This is a genomic window from Paenibacillus timonensis, from assembly GCF_022427145.1.
In the GTDB taxonomy this organism is placed as follows: domain Bacteria; phylum Bacillota; class Bacilli; order Paenibacillales; family Paenibacillaceae; genus Fontibacillus; species Fontibacillus timonensis.
The window spans coordinates 1-15,596 of sequence record NZ_JAKSXN010000045.1 but is presented as its reverse complement, the minus strand read 5'-3'; the positions used below and the strand labels follow the sequence as shown (position 1 = coordinate 15,596).

Here is a 15,596-nt window from a genome sequence, read left to right as displayed (position 1 = left end):
TAAGCGCTTACTTATGGAGCAGGGCAAGATGTATTAAAATATGAATGCGGTTACAAAATACCGAGAAATACACAAAAAGGGGAGGCAAAGCATGAAACGCATGAAACGCATGAAACACCTGTTGATCGGGATCTCTGCAATGCTGGTGATGAGCATGGCCCTCACGGCTTGCGGAGGCAACAACTCCAAGAACGAGTCGTCCTCGAACACGCCAACGGAAACGAATTCTTCCGCGGGCACGGATTCTAAGGGCGAAAAAGTTACCATCAATCTGTGGAGCTTCACGGATGAAATTCCGAACATGACTCAGAAGTATTTGGAATTGCATCCGGACGCCAACGTTGAGTTCAAAACCACAGTTATCGCAACAACTGAGGGCGCTTACCAACCTGCGCTTGACCAAGCTCTGGCCGGCGGCGGCAAAGACGCACCGGACATCTATGCTGCTGAAGCAGCGTTCGTCCTCAAGTATACGCAAGGCGACGCTTCCAGTTATGCTGCGAATTACGCTGATCTTGGCCTGACTGACCAAATGGTTAAAGATGCGGGCATCGCTCAGTATTCCGTAGATATCGGTAGCAAAGACGGCGAACTGAAAGGCCTTGGCTATCAAGCAACTGGCGGCGCTTTCATCTATCGTCGTTCGATCGCGAAAGACGTATTCGGAACTGACGACCCAGCTACAATCAAGGGTGAAGTTGGTCCTGGATGGGATAAGTTCTTTGCAGCTGCAGAGAAGCTGAAAGCTAAAGGCTACGGCATTGTTTCCGGTGACGGTGACATGTGGCACGCGATCGAGAACAGCTCCGACAAAGGTTGGATTGTAGACGGCAAACTTCATATCGATCCAAAACGTGAAGAGTTCATCGATCTTTCCAAGAAGTTGAAAGACAACGGTTTCCATAACGATACGCAAGACTGGCAAGAAGCTTGGTTCGCGGACATGTCCGGAACGGGCCCACAACCGATCTTTGGTTTCTTTGGTCCTGCTTGGCTGATCAACTACACGATGAAAGACAATGTTAAAGACACGAATGGTGACTGGGCAGTTACTGAACCACCAACAGGCTTCTTCTGGGGCGGTACTTGGTTGCTGGCTAACAAAGACGTAACGAAAGACGAAGCGAAGAAGAAAGCGGTTGCTGACTTTATCAACTGGGTAACGCTTGATACTTCCGAAACGGGTCTCCAATATCTGTGGGCTAACGGCACGATGAAAGAGGGCGAACAAGGTACGAAGGATAGCGTAGCTTCCTCCGTAGTTATGTCGAAGTCCAATGGCGAAGTTCCATTGCTTGGTGGTCAAAACATGTTCGATGTTTTCGTACCGGCTAACGCGAACGCTTCCGGTAAGAACTTGACCCAATACGACGAAACCATCAACAAACTCTGGCGCGATCAAGTTCGTGATTACACGGCAGGCAACAAGTCCCGTGACGATGCGATCAAAACCTTCAAACAACAAGTCAAAGACCAACTTGGCATCGAAAGCGAATAAGCTATAAGCGGTAGATGCGAAGGGGCGGGGTGTTTCCCGCCCCTTTATACCCATTAAAAAGAGGTGAGAGCCATGCGTCACAAAGGAGTAAATTATTCGAGATACGGGTATATTTTTTCTTTACCCTTTATTTTGATTTTTTTAGTTTTCTCGCTGTATCCCATTATTTACACGCTAGCCATTGGTTTTACGAATATGCAAGGCATTATCCCAAAACCGCTCGAAATTCTGGACAATCCTTTTCAAAACTTTAAAGATCTGATCCTTGAGAATGCTTCATTTAAGAAGTCTCTGGTGAATACGGGGCTGCTATGGATGATCAACTTCATTCCACAGATTGGCCTAGCGCTTTTGCTCACTGCTTGGTTTACGAACAAGCGCCTTAATATTAAGGGCCAAGGTGCGTTCAAGATCTTGCTCTATATGCCGAATATTATCACTGCAAGTACGATTGCAGTGCTTTTTAGCTCCCTGTTCGCTTATCCAATGGGGCCAATGAACAGTCTGTTCCAAATGTTCGGTTGGTCCGATGCGCCGATCTTCTTCCTTCAGGACAAGACGACAGCGCGGGGGATCGTGGCATTCATCCAGTTCTGGATGTGGTATGGGAACACCATGATCATTCTGGTCGCAGGCGTTATGGGCATAAATCCTGCTTTATTCGAGTCCGCGGCAATTGACGGCGCGAACGGATGGCAAACCTTCTTCCGCATCACGTTGCCAAGTCTTCGTACCATCTTGCTCTACACGTTGATTACATCCATGATCGGCGGTTTGACGATGTTCGATATTCCGCAATTGTTCCTGCAAGGCGGACCAAGTGATGCTACACTTACGACTTCCGTCTTTATCTACGCGCAAGCGTTCAAGGGCAGCTACTTGTACAACAAAGCGGCAGCAGCAAGTATGATCTTGTTCCTGATCGCAGCGCTCTTGTCCGCAGTCTTGTTCTACCTGATGCGTGATAAGGATGCGGCTAAGTTGAAAAAAGCAAAGAAACAGCAGAAAAAGGCTGCCCGTGCAGCTCAAGGGGAGGTGTAAGCCGTGGAAAAAATTAAAGAGGGCAGTGTCGTCGCTCTAAGAGTGAACCGGACGATTATTTATATCGTGTGTGTGTTGCTGGCCCTACTCAGCATTCTTCCTTTCTGGATCATGTTTGTGAACGCCACGCGTTCCACACCTGAAATCCAGAGCGGCCTCTCGTTGCTTCCTTCAACCCATATGATGAGCAACTTGCGTGTGCTTCTGGACAAGAGCTTCGACCCGATTCAAGGGTTTTTGAACTCTTTTACGATTGCAGGTTCGGCAACCATCTTGACGGTGTACTTCTCGTCTCTGACGGCTTATGGCCTGGTGGCATATAACTGGAAATTGCGTCAACCGTTCTTTACCTTTATCATGTGCGTGATGTTGATCCCAGCTCAAGCCAGCTCCATCGGTTTTTATCAGTTCATGTATAAATTACATTGGACCAATAACTTCCTTCCGCTGATTTTGCCAGCGATTGCAGCACCGGCTGTGGTATTCTTCATGCGTCAATACTTGCTAGCTACGTTGTCGCTGGAGATTGTCGAGGCCGCACGCGTAGACGGTTCCGGGGAATTCAAAACGTTTAACCGAATCATTCTGCCATTGATGATGCCGGCGATTGCAACGCAAGCGATTTTTGCCTTCGTTGCGAACTGGAACAACCTGTTTATGCCGCTCATTTTGTTGACGGATAAGACAAAGTATACGATGCCGATTATGGTCAGCTTACTTCGCGGTGATATTTATAAAACGGAGTATGGCTCCATCTATATGGGGCTAGCCTTGACGGCGTTGCCATTGTTCATTGTGTACTTCCTGTTGTCCCGATACATTATTGCGGGCGTCGCTTTAGGTGGCGTCAAAGAATAACCTGGCGTTTTAGCATTTCATAATAACCCCCCCTATAAATAGAGGCCTGTAGATTGGCTGAGACGAGCGAGAGCTCATCCGGCTAATCTACAGGCCTTTTGTAGTGGTGTGTTCCTAGACCGCCTTGCGGCGGAAGTACAGCATGCCGGCTGCCAGGAACAACAGGAAGCTGCCGAGGACAGTAATGAACAGGCTCTCGTACGGCAAATTAAAGGCGCCGTAATCCGCCTGGCCGCGCGGCATCATGGCCAAGAGCGGCTGGGCCCATGGGTAGTATGGGCCGATTTTGGCCGAATTGATGATCAGCAGGTTCGGAATCGTCAGCGAGACGTTGACCGCAAGCGGAGCGGCAAAGCTGGACCAAACCAGCGAGACGCCGAGCTGTAAGGCGACCAGCGGCAAGCAGGCGATCAGGCCTCCAATGAGGCTTGTGGCGATCATTCCCCAAGGCAATGGACCAGAGATGCCCTGGACCAGGGCCACGAGCAGCAGGGCGGCCAGGAACAGCAACTGGGAGATGGCCAGCAGTCCGATGACGACGGTAAACTTGGCCAGATATACCGCGCTGCGCGAGACGGGCAGCACCAATAGCTGCTTCCAGCCACCGCCGGTGTGCTCGTAGCGGCATAGGAACGACGGGAACAAGCCGGACATAATCGGCAGGAACAATAGCCCATGCAACATCGACATGCCGCTGATCAAGAGCGGCCAGGCTCCCGCATCTACGCCGTCCGGAAGATCGACCAAGACGCCGACTAAGGCGGACAAGGCCGGACTCGCCAACAAGACGAGCCACACGCGGGATCTTGCCATTTTCAGGCGTTCGGCGGCCAGGACGTTCAGGAAGGTTCTCATCTTAGTCCACGTCCTTTCGGTTGAAATGAATCAGCCCGACCAGCAAGATGACCGCGCCGACAGCAAGGCCCGCCGCCACGAACCATTCGCGGTGCGGTCCGAAGAGCCCGAACATCGGCCAGTTCAGCGGAAACCACTCCGAGAGATTCATCGTAAACGGCGAAACGATCGAGATGGTTAGTCCTAGGGAAACTGAAAGCGCTTGGTTGCGATAGGCCATTGACAGCCATAGCTGTAAGGCCAGCAACGGCAGCACAGCAAACAGCGGATAAAATCCCAGGCGCACCAAATCCGGATAAGGGAGCGAGGCGGCCTTGAAGCCGAAGGATACCCCCAGGATCACTGTGGCGGTCGATAACAACACGCACGATACGCATAACAACAGGAAGCACAGCAGGAACTTGGCGCTGAACACCGCGGTTCGGGAGATCGGCAGAGCCAGCAGCTGCTTCAAAGAGCTGACTTGGTGCTCGACGCCCGCGACCAGCGAGCTGATCAGCGTGCACCCCAGATACAAGGCGATCGGCACGAAGAACGAAATGTTCTCCAGCAGACCGCCCCATGGATCCTGGGCGTGCTGCTTCATCATCCAATCGAAGCGGAGCCCGTAATTGAGCGCCTGCATGGCGATCAGCCCGATCGGAGCGAGAAAGATCAAGAACCAGATGCCTTTGCGCCGAATCTTCAGGAAGTCGGATGAAAGGGAGCGCAACATCATACCGCTGCCCCCTCCCCGATCACCTGCATGAAGATGTCTTCCAGCGATTTCTTTTTCTGCTCGACGCGGTAAACGGCATGCCCGTTTTCCACCAGCCGTTTGACCAGGTGGGCCACCTGGGCGTCGGCCATGCCCGGGAACGAGAGGACGCCGCTTTGCAGCTTGCCGCTTGCGCCCAGATCGCGGGCAATCCAAAGCGCTTCGTCCGGCTCCGATACGACGAGCTCCATGTCGTGCGCCGATCTTAGCCGCAGATTGTCGATCGTATCCTGGAATACCATCCGGCCTTCGCGGATGATGCCTACTTTGCGGGCCATCAACTCCATTTCGCCGAGCAGATGGCTGGAGACCAACACGGTGATGCCGTACTGCTGCGGCATGCTCTTGATCAACTCGCGGATCTCGTGGATGCCGGACGGGTCCAGACCGTTGGTCGGCTCGTCCAGAATGAGCAGCTCGGGATTGCCGAGCAGCGATGCGGCAATGCCAAGGCGTTGCTTCATCCCGAGGGAGAAGCCCTTCACCGGCCGGCGCGCTTCGCTGGTCAGCGAGACGATGTCCAGAACCTCGTCGATGCGCGACTTCGGCACCTGCAAAATGCGGCGGATGGCCTCCAGGTTATCGATGGCGCTCAAATGCCCGTAATAAGACGGGGATTCGACCAGCGAGCCGATGCGGCGCAGGATCGCCAGCTTGTCTCGCTGCAGCTCGCGGCCGAAGATGCGGATCGAACCCGAAGTCGGCTGGATTAGGCCGAGCAGCATGCGGATCGTCGTCGTTTTTCCGGCGCCGTTGGGTCCGAGGAAACCGTAGATATCCCCTTTGGCAATCTCCAAGTTCAAATGGTCTACGGCGGCGCGGCCGCGGTATTTTTTCGTTAAGCCTTCCGTTTGAATGATCATTTCACTCACGATTTATCACCTCGGAGATGATCATATCGTCCGGAGTTTAAAGACATAGACAGGGGAAGTTTAAGATTCGTTTAATTTTGGGGGGATTGAAAAAAGGGACTGTGGACAGTCCCTCGCCAATTTAGTCACTGCTGCTGTCGCTGGAGCTTCCCGAGTCCCCGGAGTCGCTCCCGCCGTCATCGCCATCATCGGAACCCTCATCGTAATCCTCATCGTAATCCTCATCGTATTCCTCTTCGTCCTGCAGTTCCTGGTTCAGCTCTTCAGGATAGGTATCCGAATAATAGTAGCTAGACGATGAACTATGGCTGGAATAACTACTCCTTCTTGAGGTGGATGGACGACCCCCGCGGCTTCCCTGCTTTGATTTGTCTTTCATATTGTAGGCGACCGCCGCAATGCTTCCGCCCAAAACAACGACTAAGAGTAAAACCGAAAAAATCGACGCTATCATCTTCCATTGCTCTCCTTTTCGCTCAATCGAGCGTTCTCCATTCGATTACGGCTGCTCCACGGGGAAAATGTACACCTTCGTTCCCGCATCCGTGGATACCGTATCCCGGGTAAGTCCCATTTCCCGCAGAAGGAGGTCGACAATCTGCAGGCCGAGCCCAGCCCCTCCGGCGGCGGAAACGGCCTGCATCCCAGGACCGCGGTCGCTGATGACGAGGGCCGGGACGCCGCCTCGGGGCTCTACCGCAATTCCTGCGTACTGTCCGGACCCGGCGTGCCTTATCAGGTTCTGGAACAGGTTATCTAGCACGCGGCGGAAGCCTTGGGCGTCGATATTCCAATAGAGCGGCTGCTCCGGCAGCTCGATATCGGCCGTGATCCCGGCCTTCTCCCAGACGGGATACCAGGCGGCTGCACTTTCCCGCACCAGCCGCAGCACGTCCAGCCGCTCCGGAGACATGGCATAGCGCCCGCTGGAGAGCAGGTTGTACGATAACAGATGGTCCATCAGGCCGGACAAGTCGCTGATTTTGGTCTCCATTAAGGTTAGCGATTGCCGGCCTTGATCCGTTAAGGGTTCCTGACGGAGCGAATACAAGTGGCTGCCCAGGACGGTCAACGGCGTACGCAGGTCATGCGACAGGTGACTGATGAGGCTTTTGCGCAGCTCTTCTTCCTCGCGTTCTCGTTGGCGGCTGTCTTTTAGTTCAAACACCATATGGTTAAAGGCTTGCTCCAATCGTCCGATTTCGTCCGGCCGTCCTTCCGGGATGGGAGAAGGCAGCCCGTCGGAGCCGGGACGGGTCATGCCGGCCTCCAAGCGCAGCAGCCGTTTGCGGATATCGCTGAAGAACAGGTAAGACAGCAGCACGAACGCACCAAGCAGAATCGCTAAAAACACGCCGTAAAAGCGGCTGTCGCTTTGCCGGTCTTCGTCTTGGATCACCATGAATTTACGCGGGAGCTCCAGCACCATGAAGCCTTGCTTTGCCTGCTCGTCTCCGCCGATGAAAGCGACGACCGTAAAAGGGTCGGCGTCTACGCGTTGCTTCATGAAGGCGATAGTGTCCTCCAGGGACCACTGCTTCGGCACCGTTCCCTGTTCCGGCAGTTGCAAACGGGTTTGGCCGGCCGTGTCGACCCAATACAGCGCGGCGTCGGGATATCGCTTCTTCAGCTCCTTAAGTTTCCCGTCGATGGCTTCGGATGAAGCTCCTTTCAGCCCGGCGGCGGCCTGGTGCCACGTGGTCTCAATGTCGAAGCCAGTCCCGTAAGGGCGCTTGGATTGCCACAGATGCTCCGGGTTCATCAGCAGATTGACGCCCCAAGACGCGAATAAGCTAACCGGAATAAGGACGGGGATGAAAACAAAGGCAATCACCAAGATCAACACGTATCTCGTGAGCAGCGATTTGCGGAACCTGCGAACCGGACGGAATCTCATGCTCTCACCCGATAACCGATGCCGCGAATCGTCTCAATGACTTCGGGGTTCGCCGGGTCGCGTTCCAGCTTCTCGCGCAGGTGGCGGATATGGACCATCAAGGTTTTGTCTCCGTCCAGGTAAGGTTCGTTCCATACCGCTTCGTAGATTTGCTCCTTGGTCAAGATTTGCCCCAAATGGCGTAGCAGATAGGCAAAAATATGAAATTGCTTGCCGGTCAACACGATTTCCTCGCCGGTGTTCTGGTCGATGATACGGTTTTCTTTTTCATATACAAGCAAATGTTTAAGACGTAGCGGCTCGGGGTCGCCGGATCCCCCGCTGCGGCGCAGCAGCACCTCGATTCGGGCCGCCAGCTCGTCCGGATGGAACGGCTTCGTCAAATAGTCGTCGGCGAATTTGAGCCCCTGCAGCTTGTCGTCGATCGAGGTTCGGGCCGACAGCATCAACACCGGGAGCTCGGGGTACTGCTGTTTTAACCGCCCCCCGATGGTGAAGCCGTCCAGTCCCGGAAGCATCACATCAAGGATCACGAGCTGGCAATCGACGGCTCTCTCCACGGCTTGCTCCCCGCTCTTCAACCAAGTGACGGCATATCCCCGCTCTTGCAGGTTGGAACTGACCCATTCTCCGATTTCGGGATCGTCTTCAATATATAGCAAATTCGTTATAGGCATGATGGCATTCCTCCTGCTTCTATTTTGGCAAAAGACGGAGAAAAAAGAAACGGGAGGAATCACGATTCGCCCGTATTATTTGTGATTGCAATCACAAGTCCGCGATTTTTCCTATGATACCTTGTTCTTGAGAATGGTTATCAACGAAAGTTGCCGGATCGAACCGTAGGGTGATTTTATAAGGAGGGGTAGGGCGATGAGCGAACTGATCAATAACCGGGAATTTGACGCACCGGAACAAGGCCGCCGCCAGCAGTTATTGAAAGAGATCATCAAGGAGCTGCATCAGGGGAAAAGCGTGGATGAAGTGAAGGCGCGGTTCGAAGCGGCCGTTGGCGACGTGACGGTCACGGAAATTTCCGCGATGGAGCATGCGTTGATGGAGGAAGAAGGCATCCCGGTCGAGGAGGTACAGCGGTTATGCTCGGTGCATACGGCGATTTTCAAGGGCTCGATTGAGGAAATCCACCGCTCGTCCAAGCCGGAGGAGCAGCCGGGCCACCCGGTTCACACCTTCAAGCTGGAGAATCGCGAGATCGAACGGTTGGTCAACTTCAAGCTGCAGCTGCATCTCGACAAGTACCGGAAAGAAGCTAGCGAAGAGCTGGTGTTTAAGCTGCTGGAGGATTTAAGCCTGCTCATGGACCTCGACAAGCACTACAGCCGCAAAGAAAACCTGCTGTTCCCCTATCTGGAGAAGTATGGCATCTACGGCCCGACCAAAGTGATGTGGGGCATCGATGACGGCATCCGCATGATGATCAAGGAGACAAAGGGCAAGCTGGCGAGCGGCAGCGCGGACCGGGAAACGATCCTTATGGACCTCGAACGGATTGTGAAGGAAGTTAACGAAATGATCTTTAAGGAAGAACATATTTTATTACCGATAGCCCTCGAAAAGCTAACGGAAGACGAATGGGTGAGCATTGCCAGGGAAAGCGATCAAATCGGCTTTTGCTTGGCCGCACCGGAGCGCGAATGGGTTCCGGAGCGTGTGCCCCTGCCGCTTTCGGACGAAGAGGCGGAAGGGGCCGCGCAGGAGGGGACGGGGGTCCCGCAGGGCTTCGTCAAATTCGAGACCGGTGTTCTCTCGATGGAGCAGCTGGAAGCGGTGATGAACCATCTCCCGGTTGACTTGACGTTTATCGACGAGAACGACGTAGTTAGATATTTTTCCCACGGGAAGGAACGGATATTTGCCCGGACGAAGGCGGTCATCGGCCGCACCGTTCAAAATTGCCACCCGCCGCAAAGCGTCCATGTCGTCAATCAACTGCTGGAGGATTTCAAAGCGGGTCGGAAGGACGCCGAGGATTTCTGGATTCCGGTGAAAGACAAATTCGTGTATATCCGCTATTTCGCCGTCCGCGGCGAGGATGGCCGTTATTTGGGAACGCTCGAGTTCACGCAGAACATCGCCCCGATCCGCGAGCTGGAAGGGCAGAAACGGATTTTGTCCTAGGAATTTTTGGCCAATATCAGGGTTGGTTTCGCTTCATCCGCTTGCACCGGCGTTCGCATCGCGAATGCCGGTTTTTTTCATAGGCGATATGAGCTGGCGCGCATAAGGAAAATCGTGGAATGACGGGTCGGCGAACCCTGTCTATGATCTACATCATTTACGCAAAATCCCTTATCGCCATTGGGATTGCCGTTTCTTCCCTTCTCTTGACCGAACCGAAGGGTTCGCTTATAGTTGGTACGTAGGAGAAAACTACTTGCGAAGGCGTTTTCAGTCATGGCGCGGACAGCGCGGTGATGGATCGAGAATGGCCTTTTTGCACGTATGGACACGTAAATCTATTATTTAAGAAAAAGGTGGCTTGTGAACATGTCTGATAAAATCTACATTGGCGTTGACTTGGGCGGTACGGCAGTCAAAGTCGGCATTTGCAATGAAGAAGGTCAACTTCTTCATACGTATGAAGGCCCGACCGAAGTCGATAAGGGCGCGGATACGATCGTCGCGAACATCGAGAAGTACGTCCGGCGCGTCGTGGAGGAATCGCCGTTCGCCTGGGAGCAGGTGGCAGGGGTAGGCGCCGGCGTGGCCGGGTTTACGAATGTCCGCGAAGGGATCATTATTTTGGCGCCGAATGTAGGTTTGAAGGATTTCCCGATTCGCGAGATTTTGGAGAAGCGACTGGGCAAGCCGATCAAAATAGACAACGATGCGAATGTCGCGGCACTGGGCGAAGCCTGGGGCGGAGCCGGCAAAGGGATCGAGAACTGCGTATGCTACACGCTGGGCACCGGCGTTGGCGGCGGGATCATCATTAACGGCAAAATTTATCAAGGTTTCTCCGGAATGGCCGGCGAGCTCGGGCATATGTCCGTGGTACCTGACCTGGAAGCGATCGGTTGCGGCTGCGGACAAATGGGCTGCCTGGAAACTGTCTCCTCGGCGACGGGAATCATCCGTATGGCCAAGGACGCCGTGGCGCGCGGCGACCGGACGTCGCTGGCCCATGTGGAGAACATCATGGCCAAGGACGTCTTTGACGCGGCTAAAGCCGGCGACGAAGCGGCGATTCGTATCGTGAACCGCGCGGCGTTTTATCTGGGCAAATCGATGGCGGCCGTGGCGGTCGTTCTGAACCCGGAACTGTTCATCGTCGGCGGCGGCGTATCCAAGGCAGGCGACATTCTGTTTAACGAGGTCCGCAGCGTATTCGCCAAATTGACGCCGGAACCGGTGCAAAGAGGCATGCAAATCGTGCCGGCTACGCTGGGGAACGATGCGGGGATGGTTGGCGCCGCCGGCCTCTTCCTCCGCTCCTAACTATAAAGGTAGTTCAAAAAGTCGCCATTACGGTCCGTTACGCTCAGAATGGGCCGGCCAATGGCAACTTAACTATTTTACAAATTAGATGGTGTGAAAATTTGACATGGGACACGGAGAATTTTGCGAGGAGGGAACAACGATGCCGGAGAAGGAAACAGGTTCGGTCGCCAATCTGATCATTATCACGGGCATGTCGGGGGCAGGTAAATCGCTGGCCGTACGCAGTCTGGAGGATCTCGGATTTTTTTGCGTGGATAATTTGCCCCCGGTGCTGATTCCCAAATTCGCCGAATTGATTGAGCAGTCCAAAGGGAAAATCGCCAAGGTTGCGCTCGTCATCGATCTGCGTGGCCGGGAGTTCTTCACGGCGCTGTCGGAATCGCTGAGCTTTATTAAGGAGCATTTCACCATCAAGTGCGAAATCCTGTTCCTCGATGCTACCGATTCGATCCTCGTGCAGCGTTATAAGGAAAGCCGCCGGCGTCACCCGCTGGCCCCGGAAGGGATGCCGCTGGACGGCATCCGGCTGGAGCGAAAAATGCTGGACGAATTGCGGATGTCGGCGACCCAAGTGATCGATACCAGCAACATGAAGCCGGCTCAGCTTAAGGAGAAGATCATTTCCCGCTTCTCGCATCTGGAGAGCAGCAATTTATCGGTGAACATTACTTCGTTCGGATTTAAATACGGCATCCCGATCGACGCCGATCTGGTGTTCGACGTACGCTTTTTGCCGAACCCGCACTACATCGAGCAGCTTCGTCCGCACACGGGACAAGACAGCGATGTATATGAATATGTTATGAAGTGGCCGGAGACCCAAACCTTCCTGGCCAAACTGCTGGATATGCTGCATTTCCTGCTGCCGCAGTACCATAAAGAGGGGAAAAGCCAGGTGATCATCGGGATCGGCTGCACCGGCGGCAAACACCGTTCGGTCGCGATTGCCGAATACCTGGGCCGGATGCTCGGCGTCAGCGAGACGGAAACGGTTCGCGTGAGTCATCGCGACGAGGGCCGGGATCGGTAAACCAAGCTTCCCTGCAAGTATAGAGGCGATTCAAGAGGAAGCTCCGATCTCCTTTTGAACCCTCATTAAGAGGTGAACCAAGTGATACATCGGGCTAAGGAGACTAGAGTTCCGCGGATCGTCGTGATGGGCGGGGGCACCGGATTGTCCGTCATGCTTCGCGGGTTGAAAGAGAAACCGCTCGATATCACGGCTATCGTAACTGTAGCCGACGATGGGGGCAGCTCCGGGATTTTGCGCAACGAATTGCAAATGCCGCCACCCGGCGATATAAGAAACGTATTAACCGCGCTGGCCGACGTCGAACCGCTGCTGTCGGATATGCTGAATTACCGGTTTGCCTCGGGTTCGGGGCTGGCCGGCCATAGCTTGGGCAATTTGATATTAGCGGCGATTACCGACATTTCCGGCGATTTCGTGACGGCCGTGCGCGAGCTTAGCCGCGTCTTTGCCGTTCGCGGACGCGTGCTGCCTGCTGCCGGTCAGGCGGTGGTGCTGCATGCGGAGATGGAAGACGGCACGATTGTGACCGGGGAATCCAAGATTCCCGAAGTACGGGGCAAGATCAAGCGTATCTTCCTTGAACCGGAAGAGGTCGAGCCGTTGCCGGAGGCCGTGGAGGCGATCCGGGAGGCCGACGCGATTCTGATCGGACCGGGCAGCTTGTATACCAGCATCATTCCGAATCTGCTCGTGCCGAAGTTGGCTGAGGCCGTATTGGAAAACACCTCCGCGATCAAAATATTCATATGCAACGTCATGACCCAACCGGGCGAAACGGACGATTATACGGTCAGCGACCACTTGCAGGCGGTGTATAACCATGTCGGCAAGCATCTGTTTGACTACGTCATCGTCAATGACGGCGAAATTCCGCCGCAGGTTCAGGATTTTTACGCGGAGAAAGGTGCTAAGCCCGTCCAGGTCGACTGGGATAACGTGACCGGCCAAGGGTACAAGGTCATTGCCGATACGCTGGTGTTGTTCCGCAGATACTTGCGGCATGACGCCGACAAATTAAGCCATCATATTTACCAACTGGTTGATAACTGGATTTTACGAAAGAGGTGAGTCCCTTGTCCTTTGCGGCGCAAACCAAAAAAGAGCTGACTATGGTCGAAGCCTCGGACTGCTGCGAGCAGGCCGAATTATCCGCATTGATCCGGATGAACGGATCCGTGCAGGTTTCGAACAAAAAGATCGTTTTGGATATCTCCACCGAAAACGCCGCGATCGCAAGGCGGATCTATTCCTTGCTGAAGAAGCATTTTCAAATTCACACGGAGCTGCTGGTCCGCAAAAAGATGCGCCTCAAGAAAAACAACGTCTACATCGTTCGCATTCCGGCCCGGGTCGAGGAGATTCTGAAGGAGCTGAAAATCGTCTCCGAAGGGTTTATTTTTAACCCGGGGATTAATCCGGAGCTTACCCGGAAAAACTGTTGTAAGCGGGCTTATCTGCGCGGGGCGTTCATGGCCGGCGGTTCGGTCAACAATCCGGAGGGTTCGTCTTACCACCTGGAGATCGCCTCGATGTACGAAGAGCACTGTAAGGCGCTGGTCGATTTGGCGAATGAGTTTCATCTGAACGCACGCTGCATCGAGCGGAAGAAAGGGTTTATTTTCTACATCAAGGAAGGCGAAAAAATCATCGAGCTCCTCAGCATCATCGGCGCGCATCAGGCGTTGTTCAAGTTCGAGGACGTGCGGATCATGCGCGACATGCGGAATTCCGTGAATCGCATCGTGAACTGCGAGACGGCCAACTTGAACAAAACGATCGGCGCCGCCGTTCGGCAGATCGACAACATCAAGCTGTTGCAAAAGGAAGTGGGTCTGGAGAATTTGCCGGAGAAGCTGCGGGAGGTCGCCGAGGTCCGCTTGGCCCACCCCGATATGAACCTCAAAGAAGTGGGCGAGCTGTTGAAAGGAACGGTCAGCAAATCGGGGGTGAACCACCGGCTGCGCAAGATCGACGAGCTCGCCGAAAAAATTCGCGGGAGCTAAACTGGTTTTGCTGCTAGTGTCTTTCGCACTCCGTATGCTATAATGATAGAAATTATAATGTCTACGAATGTGACGAAATGGATTGAATTCGTATAGGGGGTAAGTTTTCATGGTTAAACACCCGGTTACCGTTCGTTTGAAAACGGGGCTGCATGCCCGGCCGGCTGCGCTTTTCGTTCAGGAAGCGAATAAATATTCTTCTGAAATCTTCGTTGAAAAAGACGATAAAAAAGTCAATGCCAAGAGCATTATGGGGATTATGAGCCTCGCGATCAGTACCGGCACCGAGATTTACATCAGCGCGGAGGGTGCGGATGCCGAGCAGGCTGCAAACGCTTTAATCAATTTGGTCAGCAAAGAGGAGCTGGAGAACCAGTAAACGCTGGTTTTTGCCTTTCGGAACAAGGGGATGTTTCCGTGGATTTTTCTACGGAATCATCCTTTTTTTGCGTGAGCTGCAACATTTGTCCGCCGTTTGCGTTAGAAGGGTAAATTACCAATGCCTATCAAAAAAATATTGGAGGTCATGCACATGAAAACATGGTTAAAGCCTGCGGCATCGCTGCTGGTTGCAGGAACATTGATTGCTGGAGGAACGTTTGTAAGCGGTGCCCTTAACGCGCCGACGCCGGTCTATGCGGATGGCGAGATGCAGAAGAACGTGGTGACGGTGGTGGGCAACGGCGAGTTGTCCGTGAAGCCGGACGTGGCGTATCTGTCGATCGGCGTGGTAACGGAAGCCAAGACGGCGAAGGAAGCGCAAAGCGCCAATGCGACCAAAGTGGCCGCGCTGACCAAGCTGCTGAAGGAGACGTGGAAGATTGCCGATAAGGATATCCAAACCGGCCAATTCTACGTACAGCCGAATTATACGTATAGCGATAAGGAAGGCCAACAAATCAAAGGGTATTCCGCCCAGCATTCGTTGGAGGTGACCTACCGCGACTTGGCGAAGGTCGGGCAGCTGCTCGACGCGGCATCCGCGGCGGGAGCCAACCGGATCGACAATATCCGCTTCAGCACGGAAAATCCGGATCAATACCAGGATCAAGTGATTCAAAAAGCGATGAATGACGCGAACAAGAAAGCGGCGTCGATCGCGAAAGCGGCGAACCGCCAAGTGGGCATCGTGCTGAGCATCAGCCAAGCGAGCGCCGGCACGCCGGTATACTCGCAGAACTATAAGATGATGGAACTGGCATCGGCCGATTCCGCAGCGAGCACGCCGGTGGAACCGGGCGAAATCGACCTGCAAACGACGTTGACCGTGATGTATGAGCTGAAATAACCTATATGCAAATGAAGCGGCCTCCGGGTGTT

General features: G+C 53.9%; 16 protein-coding genes. 10 read left to right on the top strand and 6 right to left on the bottom strand.

The window, feature by feature from the left end:
• Positions 1-91 precede the first annotated feature (91 nt).
• From MJ257_RS17285 to MJ257_RS17275, 3 genes are all read left to right on the top strand, one after another.
• Complete coding sequence (locus MJ257_RS17285; protein WP_240270406.1) at positions 92-1,498, top strand: ABC transporter substrate-binding protein; 1,407 nt, start codon at positions 92-94, stop codon at positions 1,496-1,498.
• A gap of 72 nt (positions 1,499-1,570) precedes the next feature.
• Positions 1,571-2,539 (top strand): carbohydrate ABC transporter permease, encoded by a 969-nt coding sequence (locus tag MJ257_RS17280; RefSeq protein ID WP_240270405.1) that lies wholly within the window; start codon positions 1,571-1,573, stop codon positions 2,537-2,539.
• A 3-nt stretch (positions 2,540-2,542) separates the two neighbouring features.
• On the top strand, positions 2,543-3,397 hold the full coding sequence (locus MJ257_RS17275) for a carbohydrate ABC transporter permease (protein WP_240270404.1): 855 nt from the start codon (positions 2,543-2,545) through the stop codon (positions 3,395-3,397).
• 114 nt (positions 3,398-3,511) lie between these two features.
• On the opposite strand, the gene MJ257_RS17270 is transcribed toward MJ257_RS17275, so the two are convergent.
• The 6 genes from MJ257_RS17270 to MJ257_RS17245 all read right to left on the bottom strand — a co-directional run bounded on the left by MJ257_RS17270 (position 3,512) and on the right by MJ257_RS17245 (position 8,455).
• On the bottom strand, positions 3,512-4,252 hold the full coding sequence (locus MJ257_RS17270) for an ABC transporter permease (RefSeq protein WP_240270403.1): 741 nt from the start codon (positions 4,250-4,252) through the stop codon (positions 3,512-3,514).
• A gap of 1 nt (position 4,253) precedes the next feature.
• Positions 4,254-4,970, bottom strand: coding sequence for an ABC transporter permease (locus MJ257_RS17265; RefSeq protein ID WP_240270402.1), 717 nt, complete (start codon positions 4,968-4,970; stop codon positions 4,254-4,256).
• The gene (locus MJ257_RS17260; RefSeq protein ID WP_240270401.1) at positions 4,967-5,881 is read right to left on the bottom strand and encodes an ABC transporter ATP-binding protein; all 915 of its coding nucleotides are present in this window, start codon (positions 5,879-5,881) and stop codon (positions 4,967-4,969) included. The genes MJ257_RS17265 and MJ257_RS17260 overlap by 4 nt, the downstream gene beginning before the upstream one ends.
• Positions 5,882-6,002: 121 nt before the next feature.
• A complete protein-coding gene (locus tag MJ257_RS17255; protein WP_240270400.1) occupies positions 6,003-6,293 on the bottom strand; it encodes a hypothetical protein in 291 nt (96 codons plus the stop codon).
• An 87-nt stretch (positions 6,294-6,380) separates the two neighbouring features.
• The gene (locus MJ257_RS17250; protein WP_240270399.1) at positions 6,381-7,778 is read right to left on the bottom strand and encodes a sensor histidine kinase; all 1,398 of its coding nucleotides are present in this window, start codon (positions 7,776-7,778) and stop codon (positions 6,381-6,383) included.
• Positions 7,775-8,455, bottom strand: a complete 681-nt coding sequence (locus tag MJ257_RS17245) for a response regulator transcription factor (RefSeq protein WP_240270398.1) — start codon at positions 8,453-8,455, stop codon at positions 7,775-7,777. Before MJ257_RS17245 ends, MJ257_RS17250 begins: the two co-directional genes overlap by 4 nt.
• A 196-nt stretch (positions 8,456-8,651) precedes the next feature.
• Between MJ257_RS17245 and MJ257_RS17240 the strand changes: the two genes are divergently transcribed.
• The 7 genes from MJ257_RS17240 (at position 8,652) to MJ257_RS17210 (ending at position 15,564) form a co-directional block, all read left to right on the top strand.
• Entirely contained in the window at positions 8,652-9,917 is a 1,266-nt protein-coding gene (locus tag MJ257_RS17240; RefSeq protein WP_240270397.1) for a DUF438 domain-containing protein, read from the top strand.
• 369 nt (positions 9,918-10,286) lie between these two features.
• Positions 10,287-11,237, top strand: coding sequence for an ROK family glucokinase (locus tag MJ257_RS17235; RefSeq protein WP_240270396.1), 951 nt, complete (start codon positions 10,287-10,289; stop codon positions 11,235-11,237).
• Between the two features lie 142 nt (positions 11,238-11,379).
• The gene (gene rapZ, locus MJ257_RS17230; RefSeq protein ID WP_193417279.1) at positions 11,380-12,270 is read left to right on the top strand and encodes an RNase adapter RapZ; all 891 of its coding nucleotides are present in this window, start codon (positions 11,380-11,382) and stop codon (positions 12,268-12,270) included.
• A gap of 81 nt (positions 12,271-12,351) precedes the next feature.
• Complete coding sequence (gene mgfK / locus MJ257_RS17225; protein ID WP_504928358.1) at positions 12,352-13,341, top strand: gluconeogenesis morphogenetic factor MgfK; 990 nt, start codon at positions 12,352-12,354, stop codon at positions 13,339-13,341.
• Between the two features lie 5 nt (positions 13,342-13,346).
• Positions 13,347-14,276 (top strand): DNA-binding protein WhiA, encoded by a 930-nt coding sequence (gene whiA / locus MJ257_RS17220; RefSeq protein WP_240270431.1) that lies wholly within the window; start codon positions 13,347-13,349, stop codon positions 14,274-14,276.
• Between the two features lie 109 nt (positions 14,277-14,385).
• Positions 14,386-14,655, top strand: a complete 270-nt coding sequence (locus MJ257_RS17215) for an HPr family phosphocarrier protein (protein WP_009224994.1) — start codon at positions 14,386-14,388, stop codon at positions 14,653-14,655.
• Positions 14,656-14,808: 153 nt separating this feature from the next.
• Positions 14,809-15,564, top strand: a complete 756-nt coding sequence (locus tag MJ257_RS17210; protein WP_240270395.1) for an SIMPL domain-containing protein — start codon at positions 14,809-14,811, stop codon at positions 15,562-15,564.
• Positions 15,565-15,596 lie beyond the last annotated feature (32 nt).

What these genes read in the sequence shown, in the direction of transcription:
- MJ257_RS17285 (WP_240270406.1), top strand. Translation starts at nt 92, where the DNA reads ATGAAACGCATGAAACGCATGAAACACCTGTTGATCGGGATCTCTGCA.
- MJ257_RS17280 (WP_240270405.1), top strand. Translation starts at nt 1,571, where the DNA reads ATGCGTCACAAAGGAGTAAATTATTCGAGATACGGGTATATTTTTTCT.
- MJ257_RS17270 (WP_240270403.1), bottom strand. Translation starts at nt 4,252, where the DNA reads ATGAGAACCTTCCTGAACGTCCTGGCCGCCGAACGCCTGAAAATGGCA.
- MJ257_RS17265 (WP_240270402.1), bottom strand. Translation starts at nt 4,970, where the DNA reads ATGATGTTGCGCTCCCTTTCATCCGACTTCCTGAAGATTCGGCGCAAA.
- MJ257_RS17250 (WP_240270399.1), bottom strand. Translation starts at nt 7,778, where the DNA reads ATGAGATTCCGTCCGGTTCGCAGGTTCCGCAAATCGCTGCTCACGAGA.
- MJ257_RS17245 (WP_240270398.1), bottom strand. Translation starts at nt 8,455, where the DNA reads ATGCCTATAACGAATTTGCTATATATTGAAGACGATCCCGAAATCGGA.
- MJ257_RS17240 (WP_240270397.1), top strand. Translation starts at nt 8,652, where the DNA reads ATGAGCGAACTGATCAATAACCGGGAATTTGACGCACCGGAACAAGGC.
- MJ257_RS17235 (WP_240270396.1), top strand. Translation starts at nt 10,287, where the DNA reads ATGTCTGATAAAATCTACATTGGCGTTGACTTGGGCGGTACGGCAGTC.
- rapZ (WP_193417279.1), top strand. Translation starts at nt 11,380, where the DNA reads ATGCCGGAGAAGGAAACAGGTTCGGTCGCCAATCTGATCATTATCACG.
- MJ257_RS17215 (WP_009224994.1), top strand. Translation starts at nt 14,386, where the DNA reads ATGGTTAAACACCCGGTTACCGTTCGTTTGAAAACGGGGCTGCATGCC.
- MJ257_RS17210 (WP_240270395.1), top strand. Translation starts at nt 14,809, where the DNA reads ATGAAAACATGGTTAAAGCCTGCGGCATCGCTGCTGGTTGCAGGAACA.